This is a genomic window from Bacillus massilinigeriensis (assembly GCF_900117315.1).
In the GTDB taxonomy this organism is placed as follows: domain Bacteria; phylum Bacillota; class Bacilli; order Bacillales; family Cytobacillaceae; genus Bacillus_BE; species Bacillus_BE massilionigeriensis.
The window spans coordinates 3695085-3715684 of sequence record NZ_LT630337.1 but is presented as its reverse complement, the minus strand read 5'-3'; the positions used below and the strand labels follow the sequence as shown (position 1 = coordinate 3715684).

The 20600-nt window shown below is 37.1% G+C and carries 12 protein-coding genes; 8 read left to right on the top strand and 4 right to left on the bottom strand.

All coding sequences use genetic code 11. The annotated features are described in order from the left end of the window. Positions 1 to 184: 184 nt before the first annotated feature. The 4 genes from BQ6100_RS18445 to BQ6100_RS18430 all read left to right on the top strand — a co-directional run bounded on the left by BQ6100_RS18445 (position 185) and on the right by BQ6100_RS18430 (position 6158). Entirely contained in the window at positions 185 to 2170 is a 1986-nt protein-coding gene (locus BQ6100_RS18445) for an LTA synthase family protein (protein WP_075983001.1), read from the top strand. Positions 2171 to 2522: 352 nt separating this feature from the next. Continuing rightward, entirely contained in the window at positions 2523 to 3173 is a 651-nt protein-coding gene (locus tag BQ6100_RS18440; protein WP_075983000.1) for a 5-bromo-4-chloroindolyl phosphate hydrolysis family protein, read from the top strand. Next, positions 3170 to 4351, top strand: coding sequence for a toxic anion resistance protein (locus BQ6100_RS18435; RefSeq protein WP_075982999.1), 1182 nt, complete (start codon positions 3170 to 3172; stop codon positions 4349 to 4351). Before BQ6100_RS18440 ends, BQ6100_RS18435 begins: the two co-directional genes overlap by 4 nt. A gap of 598 nt (positions 4352 to 4949) precedes the next feature. Next, positions 4950 to 6158 (top strand): MFS transporter, encoded by a 1209-nt coding sequence (locus tag BQ6100_RS18430; RefSeq protein WP_075982998.1) that lies wholly within the window; start codon positions 4950 to 4952, stop codon positions 6156 to 6158. Positions 6159 to 6885: 727 nt separating this feature from the next. On the opposite strand, the gene BQ6100_RS18425 is transcribed toward BQ6100_RS18430, so the two are convergent. Then, a complete protein-coding gene (locus tag BQ6100_RS18425; protein WP_075982997.1) occupies positions 6886 to 9000 on the bottom strand; it encodes a transglycosylase domain-containing protein in 2115 nt (704 codons plus the stop codon). A gap of 428 nt (positions 9001 to 9428) precedes the next feature. On the opposite strand from BQ6100_RS18425, the gene BQ6100_RS18420 reads away from it, so the two are divergent. Next, positions 9429 to 10583, top strand: a complete 1155-nt coding sequence (locus BQ6100_RS18420) for a metallophosphoesterase (RefSeq protein WP_235816548.1) — start codon at positions 9429 to 9431, stop codon at positions 10581 to 10583. Between the two features lie 211 nt (positions 10584 to 10794). On the opposite strand, the gene BQ6100_RS18415 is transcribed toward BQ6100_RS18420, so the two are convergent. Further along, positions 10795 to 11571, bottom strand: a complete 777-nt coding sequence (locus BQ6100_RS18415) for a transglutaminase domain-containing protein (protein ID WP_075982995.1) — start codon at positions 11569 to 11571, stop codon at positions 10795 to 10797. 244 nt (positions 11572 to 11815) lie between these two features. Between BQ6100_RS18415 and BQ6100_RS18410 the strand changes: the two genes are divergently transcribed. The 3 genes from BQ6100_RS18410 (at position 11816) to BQ6100_RS18400 (ending at position 18071) form a co-directional block, all read left to right on the top strand. Next, positions 11816 to 13441: a triple tyrosine motif-containing protein gene (locus BQ6100_RS18410; protein ID WP_075982994.1), complete on the top strand. Its 1626-nt coding sequence runs from the start codon at positions 11816 to 11818 to the stop codon at positions 13439 to 13441. Between the two features lie 325 nt (positions 13442 to 13766). Continuing rightward, positions 13767 to 17246 carry a S8 family serine peptidase gene (locus BQ6100_RS18405; RefSeq protein ID WP_075982993.1) on the top strand — a complete coding sequence of 1160 codons (3480 nt, stop codon included), beginning with the start codon at positions 13767 to 13769 and terminating at the stop codon, positions 17244 to 17246. A 303-nt stretch (positions 17247 to 17549) separates the two neighbouring features. Beyond that, positions 17550 to 18071, top strand: a complete 522-nt coding sequence (locus BQ6100_RS18400) for a cell division site-positioning protein MapZ family protein (RefSeq protein WP_075982992.1) — start codon at positions 17550 to 17552, stop codon at positions 18069 to 18071. A 190-nt stretch (positions 18072 to 18261) separates the two neighbouring features. Here BQ6100_RS18400 and BQ6100_RS18395 read toward each other — a convergent pair whose 3' ends face one another. Together BQ6100_RS18395 and BQ6100_RS18390 are read right to left on the bottom strand one after the other, a co-directional pair. Then, positions 18262 to 18705 (bottom strand): C40 family peptidase, encoded by a 444-nt coding sequence (locus BQ6100_RS18395; protein WP_075982991.1) that lies wholly within the window; start codon positions 18703 to 18705, stop codon positions 18262 to 18264. A gap of 346 nt (positions 18706 to 19051) precedes the next feature. Next, positions 19052 to 20512, bottom strand: coding sequence for a hypothetical protein (locus BQ6100_RS18390; protein WP_075982990.1), 1461 nt, complete (start codon positions 20510 to 20512; stop codon positions 19052 to 19054). Positions 20513 to 20600: the final 88 nt, after the last annotated feature.

The window sequence follows — 20600 nt, the reverse complement described above, 5'->3', positions numbered from 1 at the left end:
TTATGATAGTGGATATGTTTTAGAGGATGGTGAAAACCAAACTTTATAAAGTCTCTTGTATTTCATATACTCCTTTGTTATAATGAAAAGTCGTGACAGAAGAAAAACGTAATTAAGCTAGAAAATCGATGCTAAAAATGAATGATATTTTATTAGATTGTAGGTACTAAGGAAGGTGGATCAGATGCGTAATTTATTTGCAAATAAACAATTTGTTATTCGCAAGCCTCTTGGTTTTTTCCTTTTAGCAGCTGTACTCCTTTGGATTAAAACTTATGTTGCTTATCAGGCAGAGTTTACTTTAGGTATAGATAATACAATGCAGAGGTTCCTATTGTTTATCAATCCGATAAGTTCCTCTTTATTTTTCCTTGGAATAGCTCTTTTAGCTAAAGGGAAGAAATCAATTAAATGGATTATTATTATTGACTCTTTAATGTCATTTTTACTATATGCAAACATTGTCTATTATCGATTTTTCGCTGATTTTATTACATTACCAACCCTTACCCAAACGAAAAACGTTGGAGACTTAGGACAAAGTGTGTTTGCTCTATTAAGACCATACGATATTTTATATTTCGTTGATATTGCCCTACTACTTGTACTTGTTTTTGCGAAAAAGGTTCAAGTAGATAATGAAAAGCAAAGCCGTTTCAAAACTGCTACGGTCTTTTTAGTGGCCCTTGGTATTTTATTTGCTAACTTAGGATTAGCAGAGATTGATCGCCCGCAATTATTAACAAGAACATTTGACCGTAACTATATTGTGAAATATTTAGGTATGTATAATTACACCATCTATGATGCTTACCAAAGCTCAAAGGCGTCTGCGCAGCGTGCGTTGGCAGATAGCTCTGAAATTGTAGATGTGCAAAACTTTACAAGAGCGATGTATGCTAAGCCAAACAAAGAATACTTTGGTAAGGCCAAAGGGATGAATGTGGTATACCTACATTTAGAGTCTCTTCAAAGCTTTATCATTGACTATAAGTTGAATGGAAAAGAAGTAACGCCATTCTTGAATTCTTTAACACATGATTCTGATACTCTTTATTTTGATAACTTTTTCCACCAAACTGGACAAGGAAAAACTTCAGATGCTGAGTTCATGTTAGAAAACTCTTTATTTGGATTGTCACAAGGTTCAGCTTATTCAACAAAAGGTCATAATACGTTCCAAGCTGCACCAGCTATTTTAGGCCAAAAGGGTTATACTTCAGCCGTGTTTCATGGAAATACAAAAACTTTCTGGAACCGCGATGAAATCTATAAATCCTTTGCATATGATAAGTTCTTTGATTCAAGCTATTACAATATGAGTTCTGAAAATGTGGAAGGATATGGATTAAAGGATAAGCCATTCTTTAAGGAATCCATGCCATATTTAAAATCTTTAAAACAACCGTTCTATACAAAATTTATTACGTTAACAAATCATTTCCCATTCCCGCTTGATCAGGAAGAGGCAACGATTGAACGTAATACAACGGGCGATAAGTCAGTGGATAACTATTTCCAAACTGCTCGTTATCTTGATGAGGCAATTGAAGAATTCTTTAGCTATTTAAAAGAAGCAGGACTATATGACAACACAATGGTTGTTATGTATGGAGATCATTACGGTATTTCCGATAACCATAACAAAGCAATGTCTCAAGTCATTGGCAAGGAAATTAATGAATTTGAAAGCACACAGCTACAACGTGTTCCATTATTCATTCATGTACCTGGTATTGATGGAAAGGTTATGCACCAATACGGCGGTCAAATTGACCTCCTTCCAACTGTGCTACACCTATTAGGAGTTAATACGAAGGATTATATTCAATTTGGATCTGACTTGTTGTCAAAAGACCATCGTCAGGTTGTTCCATTCCGTGATGGAGACTTTGTTACAAACGAAATAACTGCTATCGGTAATAAATATTATGATAATCAAACTGGTGAGCTAGTCGAGGAAAATGAAAGCATTAAGCAGGCTGAAGAAATGGCTCAAACGAAATTAGAGCTTTCTGATAAAGTAGTCAACCAAGACTTATTGCGTTTCTACACACCAGCAGGATTTACAAAAGTAGATCCATCAAAATACAACTACAACAATCCAAATCCTGTGAGCTCAGAGGATGATGAAGAAGCAAATAATGAGCAATCAGAATCAGAAGAATAATATGAAATGGAAAGCTGATGAGAAGTTAATCTCATCAGCTTTTTAGATAGGGTGACAGGCACCTTCCATTTAATGGAAGGTGCCTGTCACCCTATCTACGTCTTGAGACCTAGATGGAATTACACACGAGGTCTATTTCGCTTTAGGAGGATTTGAATTATTGTAAGTGTAGGATAAATTGTTTAAAATAATATTAGAGAAAATTTGGTTAATATTGGTCGAATGAACCTATCAAAGGGGTTTAAAACAATGAACCGTTGAAAAAAACATTATTAAGACAGACAGTTCACTTGAAACTTTTTATTAATAATATCGTATGTATAATATCGAAAGAAGGCAGGAGTCGATTGTTATGAACCCGTTTTTATCATTTCTCGTTCGGACGTTTTTCGCTATTCCAACGACTATCGTGGTATGGCTTGTCAGTTTTTTTGCATTCGAGCAAACGTTTTTTCTTTCAACTGTGTTTGCCATTTTAGGTGGGGCCATTATGTATTATTCCATTAAAGGAATATCAAAGCGTCGATTCTTAAAAAGACACGGTCTATCTAGAAAAGAATACATGTATATCGAAAAGAATCTTGAGGAAGCAAAGAAGAAAATCAATCGTTTAAATAAAGCATTATTTTCTGTCCGCAGCATCGCTTCATTAAAACAAAATATTGATATTGTCCGGGTATCAAGGAGAATTTATAGCATTACAAAAAAAGAGCCAAAGCGTTTTTACAAAGCGGAAAAATTCTACTTTACCCATTTAGATTCGCTAGTGGAGCTCTCCGAAAAATATGCATTTTTGGCATCACAGCCAAAGAAAAATTTTGAATTAGAAAATTCATTACGTGACACACGATTAACGATAGAAGATCTAACTGGATCCTTAGAAAAGGATTTGTACTACATTTTATCGAATGATATTGATGAGCTGAATTTTGAATTAGATGTAGCAAAAAAGTCGATTAAAACATTGAACGACATTGAAGACGAAAGCAGGAGGATAAAATGAGTCAAGAGAAGGAACCCCTTTTAAAAGAAAGTCATTCATTTGATGATTTATTAGCAAATCCGTTTGGTGAAGACGAACTGCTCGTAACCCCGTCAGCCCAAACGGTTCAGGATAGACCCCCAAGATTGATTGATATATTACCAGAAGAAAATAAGCAAAAGGCCATGCAATTATCGAAGCAGATTGATCCAACGAACCATCAGGCTGTAATCTCGTATGGTACACAGGCGCAGGCAAAGCTTTTAACCTTCTCCCATTCGATGCTAGAGCACGTTCAGCAAAAGGATATCGGGGAAATTGGAGAAATCATTAGCGACCTAATGAGAAAGCTGAAGGATGTCAATCCGGACGAATTAACCCAAGAGAAGAAAGGCCTATTTTCCAGGATGTTCGGTAAAATTTCAAGCTCAATCCAAGAGGTTTTATCCAAATATCAAAAAACAGGTGCTCAAATTGATCGCATTACCGTTAAGCTGGACCGTAGCAAAAATGGCCTAATGAGCGATATCCAGCTTCTTGACAAGCTGTATGATAATAATAAGGAATATTTTCATGCATTGAATGTTTTTATCGCAGCTGGTGAATTAAAGCTTGATGAGCTACATGACAAGGTCATTCCAGAGCTAAAAAGAAAAGCCGAAGCATCCCAGGATCAAATGGCCTTTCAAGAGGTCAACGACATGATGCAATTTGCAGATCGCCTTGATAAACGTCTACACGACCTAAAGCTAAGCCGACAAATCACTATCCAGAGCGCACCGCAAATTCGCCTGATTCAAAATACAAACCAAGCGCTCGTGGAAAAAATTCAATCTTCAATAATGACTGCGATTCCACTTTGGAAAAACCAAGTCGCAATTGCTTTAACGCTAATCCGCCAACGCCACGCAGTCGAGGCGCAAAAACAGGTTTCAAAAACAACGAATGAATTACTTTTGAAAAATGCTGAAATGCTTAAAACAAACACAATCGAGACGGCAAAAGAAAATGAACGCGGCCTCGTTGACATTGAAACGTTGAAAAAAACCCAAGAGAACTTAATTTCCACTCTAGAAGAAACGTTGCGGATACAAGAAGAAGGACGTTCAAAACGTCGCCAAGCAGAGCATGAATTAATCTCAATGGAGAATGAATTACGGGATAAATTATTGAATTTAAAGGGCCCGCAGAATCAGTAGGGTTTATTGAGTTTGATGAGATAAAGGGAAAATTGGATATTTATTAAAAGATAGCAGGGAGGGATCCCTGTTATTTTTTTGTGTTTTTGTATGGAATGAAGATATTTTGTTGTTGGGGGAGAGGAGAAGTGTCTTTCAAGAGTTGGATGAAGGACAAAAAGTGATTGTGGAATGGTGGAAGTGTCTTTCATAAGGAGGATGAAGGACAAAAAGAAGTAGGATTACAAGAAAAGTGTCTTTCATAAGAAGGATGAAGGACAAAATGAGGTTGGGAGTGAGGAAAAGAGTCTTTCAAGAGGTGAATGAAGGACAAAAAGAAGTAGGAATACAAGCAAAGCGTCCTTCATAGGGAGGCAGAATGTCAAAACGTAGTTTGAAAATAGAAGAAATGTCAGTCACAAAGAGGCTTAAAGACAATTCTTGCCTAGGTAACAAAAAAATATTGCTCAGGATTCAATCAGCTATCACCCCTAATAAAATTTGAAGAATTTGCAAACTGTATAAAAAACGATTATTTTAAAAAGCAAAAACGTGTACATTTAACTCATTAATTAGGTAAAATATTAATTAGCTTAACAAGCGTGAAAGGAGTGCTTCTATGAGTGAAACCCTAGTGAAGAAAGCTTCACAATTTGAGAGCTCAGATAAAATTTGGACACGCGATTTTATCCTAATTTGTTTATCTAACTTTTTTATTTTTCTAGGATTTCAAATGACCTTACCAACTATTCCGTTATTCGTTGAGCATTTGGGTGGAAATGATCAGCTGATTGGTTTTGTGGTGGGGATTTTTACTTTTTCTGCATTATTCATTCGTCCTTTTGCTGGACAGGCCCTTGAGACGAAGGGAAGGAAATTAGTTTATTTAACCGGACTATTTATTTTTGTTATTTCTATTTCCACTTATTCCTTTGCAGGAAGTATCATGTTTCTATTTATTATGAGGATTGTTCAAGGAGTTGGCTGGGGTTTTTCAACAACGGCATCTGGTACGATAGCGACTGACCTTATTCCTCCTAATAAACGAGGCGAAGGTATGGGTTACTACGGTCTTTCTGGGAATCTTGCCCTCGCATTCGGACCATCTTTAGGTCTAACCTTAGCTGGAACAGTCTCATTCTTTTACCTATTCTTAATCTGTGCTGCTTTAGGTCTAGTTTCCTTTATCTTATCTTCGAGGATTCGTTATAAAAAAGTAGAGCCAAAGCATCACAAAAAAAATGAAGCAAAGTTGTCAGCAAATAATTTATATGAAAAAAGTGCAATTTCACCATCCTTTCTTATGTTTTTCATCACGATAACTTTCGGTGGAATCGCAACTTTTTTGCCATTATATAGCGCACAAAAGGGAGTTTCCGGAATTCAGTTATACTTCCTTTTATATGCTCTTGCCTTAATGGCCACCCGGGCATTTGCTGGACAATTGTATGATCGGAAGGGACATATCGCCACCTTTGTTCCTGGTGCAGTCTTAATCGTGATAGCGATGAGCTTATTAGCATGGCTCCCAAATTCCGCCATCCTTTATACGGCAGCAATTATTTATGGCTTGGGCTTTGGTACGGTCCAACCATCCTTACAAGCATGGTCTGTGGAGGGATCTCCGCCACATCGTCGAGGAATGGCGAATGCAACCTTTTTCTCCTTTTTCGATTTGGGAATTGGAATCGGCGCTATGGCCTTTGGCTTTATCGGACACATACTCGGCTATAGCAGCATTTATATAACCTCAGCCTTTTCGGTGATTATTTCGATTTTGATTTATCTTTACCTACTATTTAAAGGTGGTAAAACAAAAACAGTCTAAAAGGAAACATTGCACCAAACATGTTATATTTAGAGGTTTACCTGATACAGCAAATACCGTCAAATCAAGGATAGGCCAAAAAAAGGATAGCAGGCACCAAAAATGTTATATTTAGCGACCTACATGTTCTCACAAAAACCGTTAAATCAAAGGCAGTTTTAAAAAGAGAATAACTGAAACCAAAAATGTTATATATAGAGGTAAACCTGAAAACACCAGAAAAGATAAGTCAGTGACACTGTAAGAAAGATTATAAGGCACCAAAAATGTTATATTTATCGCCCAACATGTTCTCACAAAACCCGTTAAATCAAAGATAGTTTTAAAAAGAGAATAACTGAAACCAAAAATGTTATATTTAGAGGTTTACCTGGTACATCAAAAGCCGTCAAATCAAGGATAGGCCAAAATAGAATAACAGGGCACCAAAAATGTTATGTTTAACGGGATCCCTAAAACCGGAAAGTTCCAGACACCAAAAAGATTGTTAGGCACCTCCCACCAAAGAAAAAGTGAAGGCTTCCCGGATACCAAAAGGAATCTAATCTCAAAAGGGGGTCAGGATCCAATAAACATAACAAAAATAACGACCCCCTGAATTCAGCAGCCTGCCCCAATGCCCATTCTGGTGTAATCAAAAGAAGGATCTGACCAAGCTAAAAAAATAGCCCCAGTCAGATCCTTCTTTTATAAAAATACCTACAATACTACATCCACTTCAATATTTCTACTCCCCAAACACCTCATTAAACTTATCCTTCACTCTCTTGGCCAGAATAATCGTAGCGTCAATGCCTTCGTCGATTTTCTTCTTCCATTTTGGGCTTTCTTCTTTAATATAGCCACCGATTTCTTTGGCTGTTTTCTTTACTTGTTCTTTTTTCTCATTGATTCCTTCTTCGCGTTCTTGTTTGCCTTCTTCCTTTTCATTCAGGCGTTTGCTTGCGGATTGGACATCAAATGGTTGTGGTTCCACATACTTCAACGATTGCTCCATAATCGCGCGAAAAATTGGGACAACAGTCTGAGAGCTACTTGTTGATAAGTAATGCTGTCTGTCTGTTTTATCATAACCAAGCCAGACTGCCCCAACTAGATTAGACGTGTATCCTACAAACCACTGATCCTTTGTACCGTTGATATCGTTATATGGCAACTGGGTAGAACCAGTTTTTCCGGCTATTTGAACGTCAGGAATATTCGTTGCCTTCCCTGTTCCATTTTCCACCACATCTAAAAGCATGGAGGTCATGTCTCTAGCTACTTTTTTACTTGTAACCTTCGTCGTTTTTTCCTTCCGTTCGGCAATGATATTACCGGTTGGTCCGACGATTTTTTGAATCAGATGCCCGTCATTTCTTTTTCCATCATTGGCAAAGGCAGAGTAGGCTTCTGCCAATTGAAATGGGGAGATCCCTTTATGCATTCCACCAAGAGCTATTCCTAAATAATGATCTTCTTTTTCTAAAGGAATACCGAATTTCTTTAAGGAAGCGATTCCTTTATTTAAGCCGATTTCATCTAAAAGCCAAACCGCAGGCACATTCAGTGACTCTTCAACGGCTTTATACATTGGAACCTCACCGGATTCGGAGTGGCTTTTACTAGAATTTTCCGGTTTGTACTTTCCAAAACTCATTTCTTCATCCTTCAGCATGGATGTAAAGGTATAGCCTTCCTCGAGTGCTGGAGTGTAGACGGCGAGCGGCTTCATCGTCGATCCAGGCTGTGCTTTTATATGAGTGGCCCGGTTAAAGCCACGGAATACCTGATCACCGCGTCCGCCGACCAACGCGCGAACTCCTCCAGATTCAGGATCAAGAAGTACGGATCCGCTTTGGACTAATTCCGAATCGACACTATTTGGAAATAGGTAATCGTTCTTGTACACCTTCTCAAGTGATGACTGAAGGTTTTGGTCCATTTCCGTGTAAATCCGGTAGCCTCTTGTTAAAATTTCATCCTGTGTTAAGCCATATTTGTTAATGGCCTCATCAAGCACCGCATCCGTGTAATATGGATATTCTCTTTTAATATAGCTTCCGCCACCATCTTCAAGTTCGATTTTTTCCTTAACAGCCTTTTTGTACTCTTCATCTGAAATCTTACCGAATTTTTTCATCTGTCCAAGAACGACATCTCTTCGTTCCATCGCTCGGTCATAATTTTGGTACGGATCATAAGCAGAAGGTGCCTGCAGCAATCCGGCGAGAAGAGCTGCCTCACTAATCGAAACGTCTTTAATATTTTTGTTAAAATATTTCTTGGATGCCTGATCGATTCCCCAAGCACCACTGCCAAAATAAACCTGATTCAAGTACATCTCAAGAATTTCATCTTTAGAATAATTTTTTTCAATTTCTACGGCTAAAAATAATTCCTCAATTTTTCGTTTATAAGTCTGTTCCGGAGATAACAAGGCATTTTTCGTCAGCTGCTGCGTCAACGTACTTCCGCCACCTGTAATTTCCCCAGCAAAAAAGTTATTGAAGAACGCTCGTGATATCCCTTTAATGGAAAAACCATTATGCTCATAAAAACGGTGATCCTCTACGGCAATGACAGCATCCTTGACATGATCAGGAAGATTTTTAACCGAGATCCCTTCCGTTCGGTTCGTTGAGACCTTTCCAGCGACATCCCCATCCTTGTCGTAAATGACTGTTGCTTGGCTCAAGCCCTTTTTCAATGTCTGGACATTCGCCGTTTTTGCCATAACCGCAAAAAAGACGATCATAATTAAAATCATTGTCAAAAATATTAATAAAAGTATTTTGGTCAAATGCGTTCTTTTCCAAAACGCCTTAAACTTCTCCCAAAAAGACTGTAAAAGTTCTTTCATATTTATGGACCTTTCTTTTTCAAATTTGACCTTACTATTATGGTTCGAATTCTTTTACTCTACTATTTTAACGGTTAGTGGGCATACTGTCACTTTAAGAAAATGGAAGATTAATAGATTCCAGCTGGCGAGCAAAAAATCGTCATTCCCTAACAAAAAACGGTATCAAACGACAAACTTATTAAGACGAACAAAAATCCGTATCAAAACGACAAACTTTTTAAAACTAACCAAATTAATAGACGAAAAAACTAACCTTTTCGATACACATTTTTACTAAAACAAATAACGTAAAACTCAAATCCCCAAAAAATTCATTGGATAACTTTCCTCCTTTAGACAAATGATATTGACACAATTAGTCCAGTTGCTTTTTAAATTTTTTGCAATATGAGCAAAGTTTTAAAAGAATTGGAAGGGCGATGTCTATGAAGAGAATTTCGATCATGCTTGGATTATTACTTATTTGTATGACGGGTACCCATCCATTTACCTTGAATGGGGAAGCAGTTGAAGAGTCACTTCCACCTACGATGCAGGTTCGGCTTTTAGAAACAACCGATTTGCATGCTCATATGATGGATGATTTATACGATAAACGAGAACCTACAGTGGAGTACGGACTAGTTAGAACAGCTTCTTTAATTAAACAAGCGAGGCGAGAGGTGCCAAATACGCTATTATTTGATAATGGAGATTTATTGCAAGGAAATGCGCTCGCTGATTATGTCGCAACAAAAAAAGGGTTGGCTCCAGGAGAGGTTCATCCCGTTTACCAGGCCATGAACCTTTTAAAATATGACGCCGCCACCTTTGGAAATCACGAATTCAACTATGGACTTGAGTTCCTGAATGATGCGATAGAAGAGGCCAATTTCCCTTATGTTAATGCCAACATTTACGTTAATGACCGCAACAGCTTAGACATCGACGACATCAATTACTATAATCCCTACATCATCTTGAAAAGAACAATGATCGATTCAAATGGGAAAAAACACAAGCTCAAAATTGGCGTACTCGGATTAGTGACTCCTTTAATTATGTACTGGGATAAGGGCAAGTTGATTGGCAAAATAAAGGTGAAAAACATCGCAAAAACCGCAGAAAATTTTATCCCGATAATGAAGCAAAAGGGAGCTGACATTATCATTGCCCTCGCTCATAGTGGGCTTGAATCAGGGATTTCAGCGAACAATAACATCGAAAACACGATCTATCCATTGAGTAAAGTGGAAGGAATCGATGCCATTCTATACGGCCATACCCACCATATTTTCCCCGACGAAAACCGTACCTTTACCGTCGATGGGGTTGATACAAGAAAGGGAACAATTAATGGAGTTCAAGCTGTACAAGCAGGCCGCTGGGGAAGTCATTTAGGAATTATTGACCTCCAACTTGAAAAAATAAACGGCAAATGGAAGGTCGTAAACTCTCAATCCTTTACAAGAGCCATTTCGAAAAAAATAAAAGGAAAGAGCTACCCGCTAGTAAAACCAAATCAAACCATCGTAAACGCAGTCAAACACATTCACCGTGAAACTCTTCAATATTTAAAAGAGAAGGGTAGGGCTAGGTAAAATAAGAACACGGTCTAGGTTGTATTGGTCATTTAAAAAAATAGAAGTTGCGGGTTTCTTCATTTTAACAACAAAAAAGCAGGGTGTGATTCAATAATGAATCACACCCTGCTATTTCTATTGCTGCTAACTTAAATGCGAATATAACCTTGTTTTTCCTATTAACACCTTAAAAGAGAACCCATCACAAAAATTCCCCTTCACTCACTAATCAAATCGCCTTCGGATACTTCTTCGTATTCCACTTATGATCCTTCCTCATCTTACTATCATTAATCAAAAAGTAATTGTACGTCTTAACCTGTTTGCCACTAGTTGTAATGGGGTCATCCCATGTGGAATCGACATGGTAATATTTTCTACCAAGCTTAACTAGGTTCCAAGCATGATCAATCCAATAACCATTACTTGCGCCGAAACCAACAACAAAATAATTTGGTATTTTTGCCTTATCCAGTAGAATCTTCATTGACTCTGCGTAGCCTTGGCACACGCCCACTCCTTTTACAAGGACTCCGTAGGCATTATAGCTACTTTCAGGGATGGTGCCATTTTCATAATTTTTAATATCATATTTCGCATGATTGATGATGTAGTCGTGAAAGTATTTTATTTTATCCTTTGTTGTCTTTTTCGATTTCGAACCGTTGTATATCGTATTGACCTTTTTATTTAGACTGGAAACTTGGGATTTAATCATTTTGGTGGAGCCGTTATAGCCGATTTCAAGTTTTCCGTTTGTCCATAAGAGGGTTGTATCGTAATCAATATAAAAAATCTCGGGATGATCTTCGATGACCTTATTGAAAACATCAAAAACGTAGTCATTATATTTTACATTTACGATAGGCTTTAAGTTGACCATCGCTTTGTATATGGTGTTGTAGTTTGGATCCTTCGATAAATTTGTAGCTGCTTCAACTGAAAATGCTTGAGTTGGAGAGATCAATAAAGCTGCGATAACAAGACTGAAGAAAAGCTTTTTCATGAAGTCACTTCCTATCAATTAATTAATTAATTAATCTTATTTTAACTTAATTGAAGTAAAGGTGAAATAGTAAAAGATTCATAGATTAGGTAGGAATTTTCCATTTTTTAAACTATAATCATTTTAGTATAGTAAAAAAGTATTAAAATGTCGCGTATGCCAAGTGAACTATATTATCCTATATAAATCATGCAGCGCTACAACAGAGAGAAAATTTTTATCATAATACGAAAGGATGATTTATATGAGGAAATACCTTCTAACGTTTAGCGTCATCTTCTGTTTCCTTATATCCGCCGTTGTGCCTGCTGCCCAAGCGGAGACAAGCTTTTCAAAGGCAAGCACAAACGAATTGGAACCAAATGAGACGAAAGAAACCGCTACAGTAATGGACCTTGCGACCTCCCAATCTGGGACGCTTACTAATGACCAGGATGTTGATTATTATCAAATCAACATGCCATTATCTGGTACATTTTCACTATCCTCTTATCTTGGTAATGAGGAGCTAGATAATGAGTACTTCTATTATTCTTATCATGTAAAAATTTATAATAGCTTAGGTGAGCTCATTAAAGAAAGTGATTCTGACTATGGTTATGATGAAGTCAGCGATTACTACTATTATTTACAAGCATTAGACAATATTGAACTGGAAAAGGGTACATATTACCTATCTGTTCAGTCAGATAATGAAAATGTCGGGATTGAAAATCAGAGCTATCAATTAACACCAAAGGTTGAGTATCATCCGGACTTTTCACTTAAGAGCATTACACCAAGTGTCAAATCTCCATATGTTAATGGAAAAACAATCAAGTTAACAGCAAATTCTGATACAGCAAACCTTGAATATCAGTTTAGAATTAACAACACAGTCGTTCAAAGCTTTAGTACGAATAAGGTTTATCAGTGGAAGCCTAGCAAGGCCGGAAAATATACAATTAAGGTCGAAGCAAGAAAAACTGAATTTCCAAATACAATCGTATCAAAAACCTTAAGCTATGAGATTAAGGATGGAAAGGTGACGATTTCCTCCCTTGTTAGAGATAAAACGTCACCAAGACCAACATCCACAACGATTAAATGGACTGCAAGAGCGTCTGGAATGGGATTGGAATATAAGTTTAGCGTGTATAAGAATAAAAAATGGTCAACCTTACAAAACTATTCAACCAAAAGCTATGCTTATTGGAAGCCGAAAACAGCTGGAACGTACAAGGTAAGAGTAACAGTTCGCAGCAAGGTTTCCGGAAAATCAGCAACAAAGGATTCAAGCAGCTTTACGATTTATAAGCCTTCTTCTTACTCCATTACATCTTTAAAATCAAGCCTGAAGTCACCACAAAAGGCGGGAAGAACTTTTTATATTTCAGGAAAAGCGAAGGGAAGCTATTTAGAATATCGTTACCGAGTATATAACGGCTACAGCTGGTACACGATTAAGGATTATTCTAGTAGTAAAACTTTATACTGGACACCGTATGCTAGAGGAAACTACAAGATTGCCTTAGATGTTCGTCAAAAGGGATCATCAAGGAAAAAGACAAAATATCTTTCTTTTACAATTAAAGATGCGCCAAACTTCTATGTAAGGTATACCTATAATTACTACAGTAATTATGGCACGCTATATATGGAGAATAAAGGTTACAGAAACTTAAGGGTAACGAAAATTGAATTTAAAAATGGAAAAAGTACGATTTACTCATACTCTCCAAAAAGCTGGTATTTTATTGCTCGTTCCTATGGAACCTACTATTTCTATCCGAAAAAGGCTTTGTCCAAGTATACCTGGGGTACAGTGGTAAGAGTCCACTACACCTATGATGGTATAAAGGATTACATTAGTATTTATCAAAATAATTAAGTCGACTTAAACTTAAATTTTCATCATAAACAACCGACCAGAATAAAATAAAAAGGGCTATCCCAAAAGGTGCCTGCACCACAAGTAAATCTATATCATTTATAAAGAAGATATAGTTTTGTGATGCACGGCACCTTCTTTTTGACCAGACATTCATCAGGTTAATGATTGAATAGAATAATATTTTAGACTAGCTTTAATTACCAGGTCATAGTACTTTATAATTATTTTTCTAAAATGTCATAATATCCTGAGCTTTTCATATATTTAATTTGGTATAATAACCTTAATTTTACAAAATATATAATCATTGGAGGAAAGTTACATGGGGAAATGGACTCGAAAACTAGCAGCATGGACCTTGAGTGCTAGTTTAGTAGGAACAGCATTTTTACCTGCACCATCGATTGCTTCTGCATCAAGTACCGATCGTTATGTAAAAGATTTAGTGGCAAACAAGTTTAAAACGCTAAAAAGCAAGATAAGCGAAAAACAAGAAGTCTCTCCTTACAGCAAGGATACGTTGGTCATAAAATATGACAAGCCATTGTCAGCAAGTGACCATAAAAAGGCAGGAACTAGCATAGTTCGAAGTATTTCATCCTTAAACTATGTGGTTGTGAAGCTAAATAATAAGACGAAGATGGAGCAGGCGTTAAAGGCCTATCAGGCAAATAACAAGGTACTATCTGTCAGTCCGAGTGCCAATCTAGTTTCCTATTCCACCAATGATCCAAAAGTAGACAAGCAATATCATCTTTCACAATTAAATATTGAAAAGGCTCAAAAGCTTGCCGGAAATAAAGGTATTAAGGTGGCGGTCATTGATACCGGAATTTATGGTGGTAATCCTGAATTAAGCGGACAGCTGCTTCCAGGCTATAACGTACCAGATTCTATGAGTCAACCATATGCGGAGGATCATGGAACTCATGTTGCTGGAATTATTGCTGCAAAGAAAAATAACGGCGTCGGTGGATATGGAATCAATCCAAACGCAAAAATCATTCCTATCGATGTTTTTAGTAGAGATGTAGGCGCATCCGAATACTATGTGGCAGAGGCCATTCTATACGCTGTGAAGCAAGGAGCAAAGGTTATCAATATGAGCCTTGGCACCACTGTCCCAACTCCATTAATCGAAGAAGCTGTAAAAGCAGCTATTAAGAAGAATGTAACCGTAGTTGCAGCAGCGGGAAATGAGGCGTGGGACTTACCAAGCTATCCAGCTGCAATAGAAGGGGTTATCAGTGTCGGCTCAACCAATAAAGATAAACAGCTATCAGCCTATTCGAATTATGGCCCATCTGTGGATGTCGTGGCACCTGGTGAGGACGTGTATTCTACTATTTATGAGTATGAGAGAAAAACAAGCTTCCGCAACATGAGTGGTACATCTATGGCATCACCAGTCGTAGCGGGGGTGGCATCCCTACTTTTAACCAAATATCCGACTCTTACACCTGAAAAGGTTGAATATATTCTTGAACATACATCAACCGATTTAGGTTCAAAAGGTTTTGATACGAAATTTGCTAATGGATTAATCAACCCAGTGGCTGCTCTATCTTTTAATCCAAAGAAAATTCCAGCTTCCGTCACGAACCCTAATACGGAAAAAGACATTTTAGCAGCAGCAAAGGAAATCCAAGTAACAACAAACTATCAATATGATGGAAAAATAACAAAAGCAAACGAAATTCAATGGAAAAAATTCGAAGTTAAAAAAGGCGAATATATTCAAACCACTTTATCTGGCGCTGAGCAATTTGATTATCAAATGAAAATACATTTATACTCTTCTGATGCGAAGCAAGAGTATACTGTGAATTCAACATCAGCTGGAAAAACAGAAGGAAAATTATTAAAAGTACCGTTTGATGGAACACTTGCCATTGGTGTAAAAGACTCCAATGGAAGCTTTGATGACACAAGTCGTGCCCTTTCGAAATATAAGCTATCTATTCAAAAGGTATCCGAGCTTAATGATGATGGCAATACACTAGAAACTTTAACAAATATTGATGCTTTTCCTTATTCTTCAGGTGATAATGTCCTAACATTTACTGGAGATGAAGGGGATGAGGATTACTTTAAGGTGAAAGTAGAGGAGCCAAAAATTTTACAGGTGGCAACAACCGGTGTTCCTGGAATCGATACTAGTATTTTTGTGTACCCAGCAGAGATGTTAATCCCACCAGCCCCACCAGCTGATGGAACAGGTGAGGCGTTACCTCCAGGTTTTGCGATGCCAGCACCAGAACCAATGTTTGTTGGAAACAGCAAAGGCGCAGGTGAAGGAGAAACTCTATCATTTGAAGCTGTACCAGGTATGGAATATGTCATTGAAGTGACGAATAAAGTTATTCCTTATTACAGTTCAAGTATAACTACTACCAACCTAATAGCAGAACCATCTGCTATTCCATATCAAGTAACCGTTGATGGAAGAACCACCCTTGATGATGAGGATGGATTACCAATGAGAGGTGATATTCCAGCTGAGCTTTTACTTGAAGGAAAAATGGATATTGCCACCTACGCAAAGCAAAAAATTGAACAAAGAGCACAGGATCCTTCAGATAATTGGGTAGATTTACAGAAGAATGAAATTGAAATGATTCGTTCTATGGCACGTCCATATGAAATTGGTACAAAAGGCGAAGGATTTTTACAAAACTTTGATGACCAGGATTATTTCAAATTGACACCTTCTAATTCTGGTATTTTAGAAATCAATTTAGGTCAGCTTAAGGACATTCCTCAGGTTGAGGTTTATAAAGTTAGCGAGTATGAGGAAGAGGATGGCACGAAATATCCTGCTCTCGATCAAATTGCCTATAATTTCGACTTCTTATCCATGACAGGCCAATTAAAATCAAAACTTTATGCTGGATTGAAAAAAGGGGAAGAATACTATATTAAAATTTCTTCCAACTATATGAGTCTATCCATTGATAATTATTCATTTACATCAAAAGTAATCATTAGTAATCCACAAGATAAATATGAAGACAATGATACCGTTGCGAAAAATCTACCATCCAGTAGCATTACTGCAAACTTAGCGATGCCATTCGATTCAGACTTATACTACTATACTGCAAAAGCAAATGGCACAGTGGGTGTAACCCTTGAAAGGACCGCATTAAGTAAGACTAATGCTGCCAAGTATCCTAAAGAGCTTCAACAAAATCTCCATTTGATCGGGATGGTCATTGAGGATACAAACCGTAACCGTAAAATTGATTTAAAAGAAAGCGAAAAGGTATACTACATCGTTCATGGTTTTGAATACGGCGATTCATCGGGCTCTTTCCAAGCGAAAAAAGGGAAAAGCTATATTGTTCTAGCAACCGGTCTGACAGAGTATTTGGATCCAATTAGCTTAAATCCTTACAAGCTTTCTGTTAAGCCAGCCAATGTGAAGGATGAAGACGCAAAAAGCGTTGTGAAAAATAACAAACCGTCCAAACCACTTTCTTTGAAAAAGGTCAGCTCAAGAGCCTATGAAGCAAGCGGCTATTTCAACGCAGGAGTCGCTTATGGTGATAAGGATTGGTACAAATTGAACTTAAGTAAAACAACAAAGGGAAAAATCACTCTAACCCATTCAAAAGAAATCGACGGGGCCATTTCACTTTACAATAAAGATGGCAAGCTTTTGAAAACTGTCAACTACTACCCAGAAGGCGATAATGAAACCTTGTTCTTTAACTTGAAAAAAGGAACTTACTATATTAAGGTTCAGGATAGTCATGGAGATGCTAGCATGAATCCTTATAAGGTGAGGGTTTCTTGGTAGGCATAGCTTTATTGAAGAAGGGTTTATAGTTCGATTTTTTGGGAATTAACTGGTATCTTGAAAATAGTTTAACGTAATAGAGGCCTTCACTGCGTGGTTTATTGGCGGTGGGGGCTTTTCTTTTGCAGGGAAACGAAGCTAAGGTAGGTTTTTGCATAAGGGCAGTGGCGGGTCAGTTATTTTTGCTAGGAAATAGGATTGAACGCATTCTAATAATCTAGTTCTAAAGTATTGCTTATGATAGAATTATAAGTAATATTTTTCATAATACTTACAATAACATCTTCAAGGGAGTAATCGACAATGAAAAAATTTATATCCTTTTTCGTAAGTATCTGTTTACTGACTTTAGGATTAACGTTCAACTCAACTGATGTTCAAGCCGCAAGCTATGACAAAGCCTATGCAGCAGTGGCTCTTGTCGTAAAATCTTCACCGGGTACTTCTTACAAAACCTTAGGAAAGATTAAAGCTGGTCAAACAGTGTACGTTTATGGTGGCGTTCCTATTGGTAAGGATCAGGGGAACTTACCATCCTACAAACAATATGGATGGTCCAAAATCAAATATAAAAACAAATATGCCTATGTGAAAACACACCAGCTAAGCTTTGCTAATCCATACAACTGGGCACCAGGAATAAAAACAAGGGTCATTAATGAAATCAAGAAAGAGTATGTTTCAAAGAAAGATAAAACAAAATTAGTCAAATCTAATGTGACAAGCAATCAGGGCTTTTACACTATGTATATACAATTTGACGGAAAAGGAAAATGGTATCAACTTGTAACAATTAACTGTAAAACGGGATGGTACCACGGTTAGATGATGGATTGAGCACGAGCAAGCAATCGATAAAAAAGGCAATTCAACAGTGTCTAGACTGATGAATTGCCTTTTCTTTATAAGGTAAAATTAAGATCCTTCCTCGCACAAGGTTAAAATCAACTTTACCAAATTAAAAAGGCCTGGCCCCTCATAGCAGAGGATGTCAGACCTTGAATGATCATATGTATTATATTCTTTTCGCACCAACGTAGCGTGGTTTCCAGTAAACATGGCTTAAGGAATCGATGCGAACTCCGTTACTAGCGGAATGAACGAATTTGTTTTTGCCTATGTAAATTCCAACATGAGAGACACTTACACCATTTGTATTAAAGAAGACGAGGTCTCCAGTTCTTAAATTTTTCTTTGATACTTTTTTACCAGTATGAAAGATAGCGCTTGCAGTGCGTGGTATAGATTTACCAGCCTTTTTGAAAGAATATCCGACTAAACCTGAACAATCAAAACCTGCAGGTGAAAAGCCACCAGTTTTATACCTTACACCTATTTGTTCTTTTGCCACTTGAACTGCAGCTTTCCCAAAGGAAGATGCTTCAGTTGTAAGACTACCGAAAAGACCGCTAAACAGTATTCCAAAAGATATCAAGCAAGTTATGAAAATCTTCTTCATGCAGCTACCCCCGAAAATCTATTATAGTAACAAATCTAGTAATTTAGTCTATCAATTTCCCGTAGTTCCATTCTCTCAAAAAGTTTCACTTTTGTGGTTACAGTTTCATTCTATTTGTGTTACAGGAATATTACAAAATTCGCCCGTTATTGCTACAAAATGAAATAGAATGTCACAAAAGGACACTTCTCAACAGTAATTTTCATTATTTTTTCTCCTAAAACTACATTTTCGGAATGATGGGTTTGAAAATTTTTTTTAGGGAGCCGGCTTCTTTGGGGGCGCATGTATTTATATGAGGGGAGGAAAAAAAGAAGCGCCACAAAGGACGCTTCCCATCGTTTATTTATTCAAGTGTAAAGGTTACTTCATAAGTTCCTGGTTCCGGTGGAAGAGTGAAGTTTAGCCCGTTAAAGTATGTGCCAACAGGTATCTTGTAGGTATGTGCTGAATTTTTGAATACAAGATATGCCTGAACGGGATTAGAGCTTTTATTATCATAAATAGATTGCAATGTATTGCCATAGCTATCCTTTAGAACAAAGGTTAATTGGGTCCATGGATTGGACTCTGAATCGGAATAGATTCTGTCACCTACTGTAAAGGGCATATCCTGATTAAATGAAAGATTTGCCGTTAGATGATCACTGATGTTTACATTTGTTGTTTTTGTAAAATTCTTTTGAGCTAGGGTGTAATTATATTGCCATTTGTTATTTACGATTAAGTCTGCAAATGCATCTTGATAATTTAATTTATTGAGATAAATTTTTGCTGAAGTTAAATTCTTTTTGTTAAAGAAGGAATATGAATTTTCCCCCTTAGCTGTATGAACTGAAAAGCTACTTAATCCAATGGAAGCTTTTGTTGTTTTCTTGATAGTTAGTTGGGTTGAAGAGAGATCCTTTGATGAGATTGAAACAGTTTCTTTAGCGCTATCGATTTTCAGATTTGATTTAAAGAATTGTAAATAAGTATTTCCACTATGTCCGACTATTTCCATTGTGTAGGTCTTTTTAGGGACATAGATTTTCCCGCTTTTCAGGTTGTAGAAGGATCCGCCAGAAAGAGGTTTTCCCTTTTTGTCATAGGTTGTTAAGGAAATACTGTCAAAGGTTAAACCTTTAATAGGGGTCTTAATCGTTACTTCAGAATAATTTTTTGCGCTTAAGGAAATGGTTTTCTTGTTACTGCTTTTTGTTATTGTTAAATAATAAGCTTTGTTGCCAACATTAATGACTCCATAAATAGTAGGGGTTTTGCTCCAGTTCACACCACTAAAGGTAGTACCGGACTTTGATTTTTTTTCTTTTAGGTTTAGATATGAATAGTAATAATTGTTCGATTCACTTTTGGCCTGATAATAAAAGGCGCGGTAATTAATTGAACCCTTAATTGTAAATTCTCCACTTGGAGCGGGCTTGACGGTAATAGATTTTTTCACGGTCAGCCCTTGGTATGTAACCTGGATTTCAGTTTTTCCAGCGCCAACGGGTTCTAAAAATTGACCGTTTATTCTTACGATCTTTGTATTTTTAGAGAGGATTTTTGCTTGATCTGTAATATAGGCCGTTCTTCCGTTGCTGTAAATGGCCATGGCATCGATGTAGCTTTCATTTTGTCCAGCGAAAAATTCTGAGTCGCCAAAATCAACCTTCAAATCAATTAGCTTCGGAACCTCCCCTGGCTCAATCGTGATGGTTGCCTTGTTCGATTTAATAGGCAATTGGCTTGTGCTTGCAAAAGTTGGAGAGGAGAAGGATAGCAGTAGAACAAATGCTGCAATGAAAGAAAAAATGCGTTTCATTAGGAAAACCTCCTTATATTATGTTGCTTCCGTAATTATCATAATTCTCTGCAAGTTCAGTGTCACTATTATTGTGGAATAATATAAT

Coding starts and splice junctions, on each gene's coding strand:
- BQ6100_RS18445 (WP_075983001.1), top strand. CDS start 185: ATGCGTAATTTATTTGCAAATAAACAATTTGTTATTCGCAAGCCTCTT.
- BQ6100_RS18440 (WP_075983000.1), top strand. CDS start 2,523: ATGAACCCGTTTTTATCATTTCTCGTTCGGACGTTTTTCGCTATTCCA.
- BQ6100_RS18435 (WP_075982999.1), top strand. CDS start 3,170: ATGAGTCAAGAGAAGGAACCCCTTTTAAAAGAAAGTCATTCATTTGAT.
- BQ6100_RS18430 (WP_075982998.1), top strand. CDS start 4,950: ATGAGTGAAACCCTAGTGAAGAAAGCTTCACAATTTGAGAGCTCAGAT.
- BQ6100_RS18425 (WP_075982997.1), bottom strand. CDS start 9,000: ATGAAAGAACTTTTACAGTCTTTTTGGGAGAAGTTTAAGGCGTTTTGG.
- BQ6100_RS18420 (WP_235816548.1), top strand. CDS start 9,429: ATGAAGAGAATTTCGATCATGCTTGGATTATTACTTATTTGTATGACG.
- BQ6100_RS18415 (WP_075982995.1), bottom strand. CDS start 11,571: ATGAAAAAGCTTTTCTTCAGTCTTGTTATCGCAGCTTTATTGATCTCT.
- BQ6100_RS18410 (WP_075982994.1), top strand. CDS start 11,816: ATGAGGAAATACCTTCTAACGTTTAGCGTCATCTTCTGTTTCCTTATA.
- BQ6100_RS18405 (WP_075982993.1), top strand. CDS start 13,767: ATGGGGAAATGGACTCGAAAACTAGCAGCATGGACCTTGAGTGCTAGT.
- BQ6100_RS18400 (WP_075982992.1), top strand. CDS start 17,550: ATGAAAAAATTTATATCCTTTTTCGTAAGTATCTGTTTACTGACTTTA.
- BQ6100_RS18395 (WP_075982991.1), bottom strand. CDS start 18,705: ATGAAGAAGATTTTCATAACTTGCTTGATATCTTTTGGAATACTGTTT.
- BQ6100_RS18390 (WP_075982990.1), bottom strand. CDS start 20,512: ATGAAACGCATTTTTTCTTTCATTGCAGCATTTGTTCTACTGCTATCC.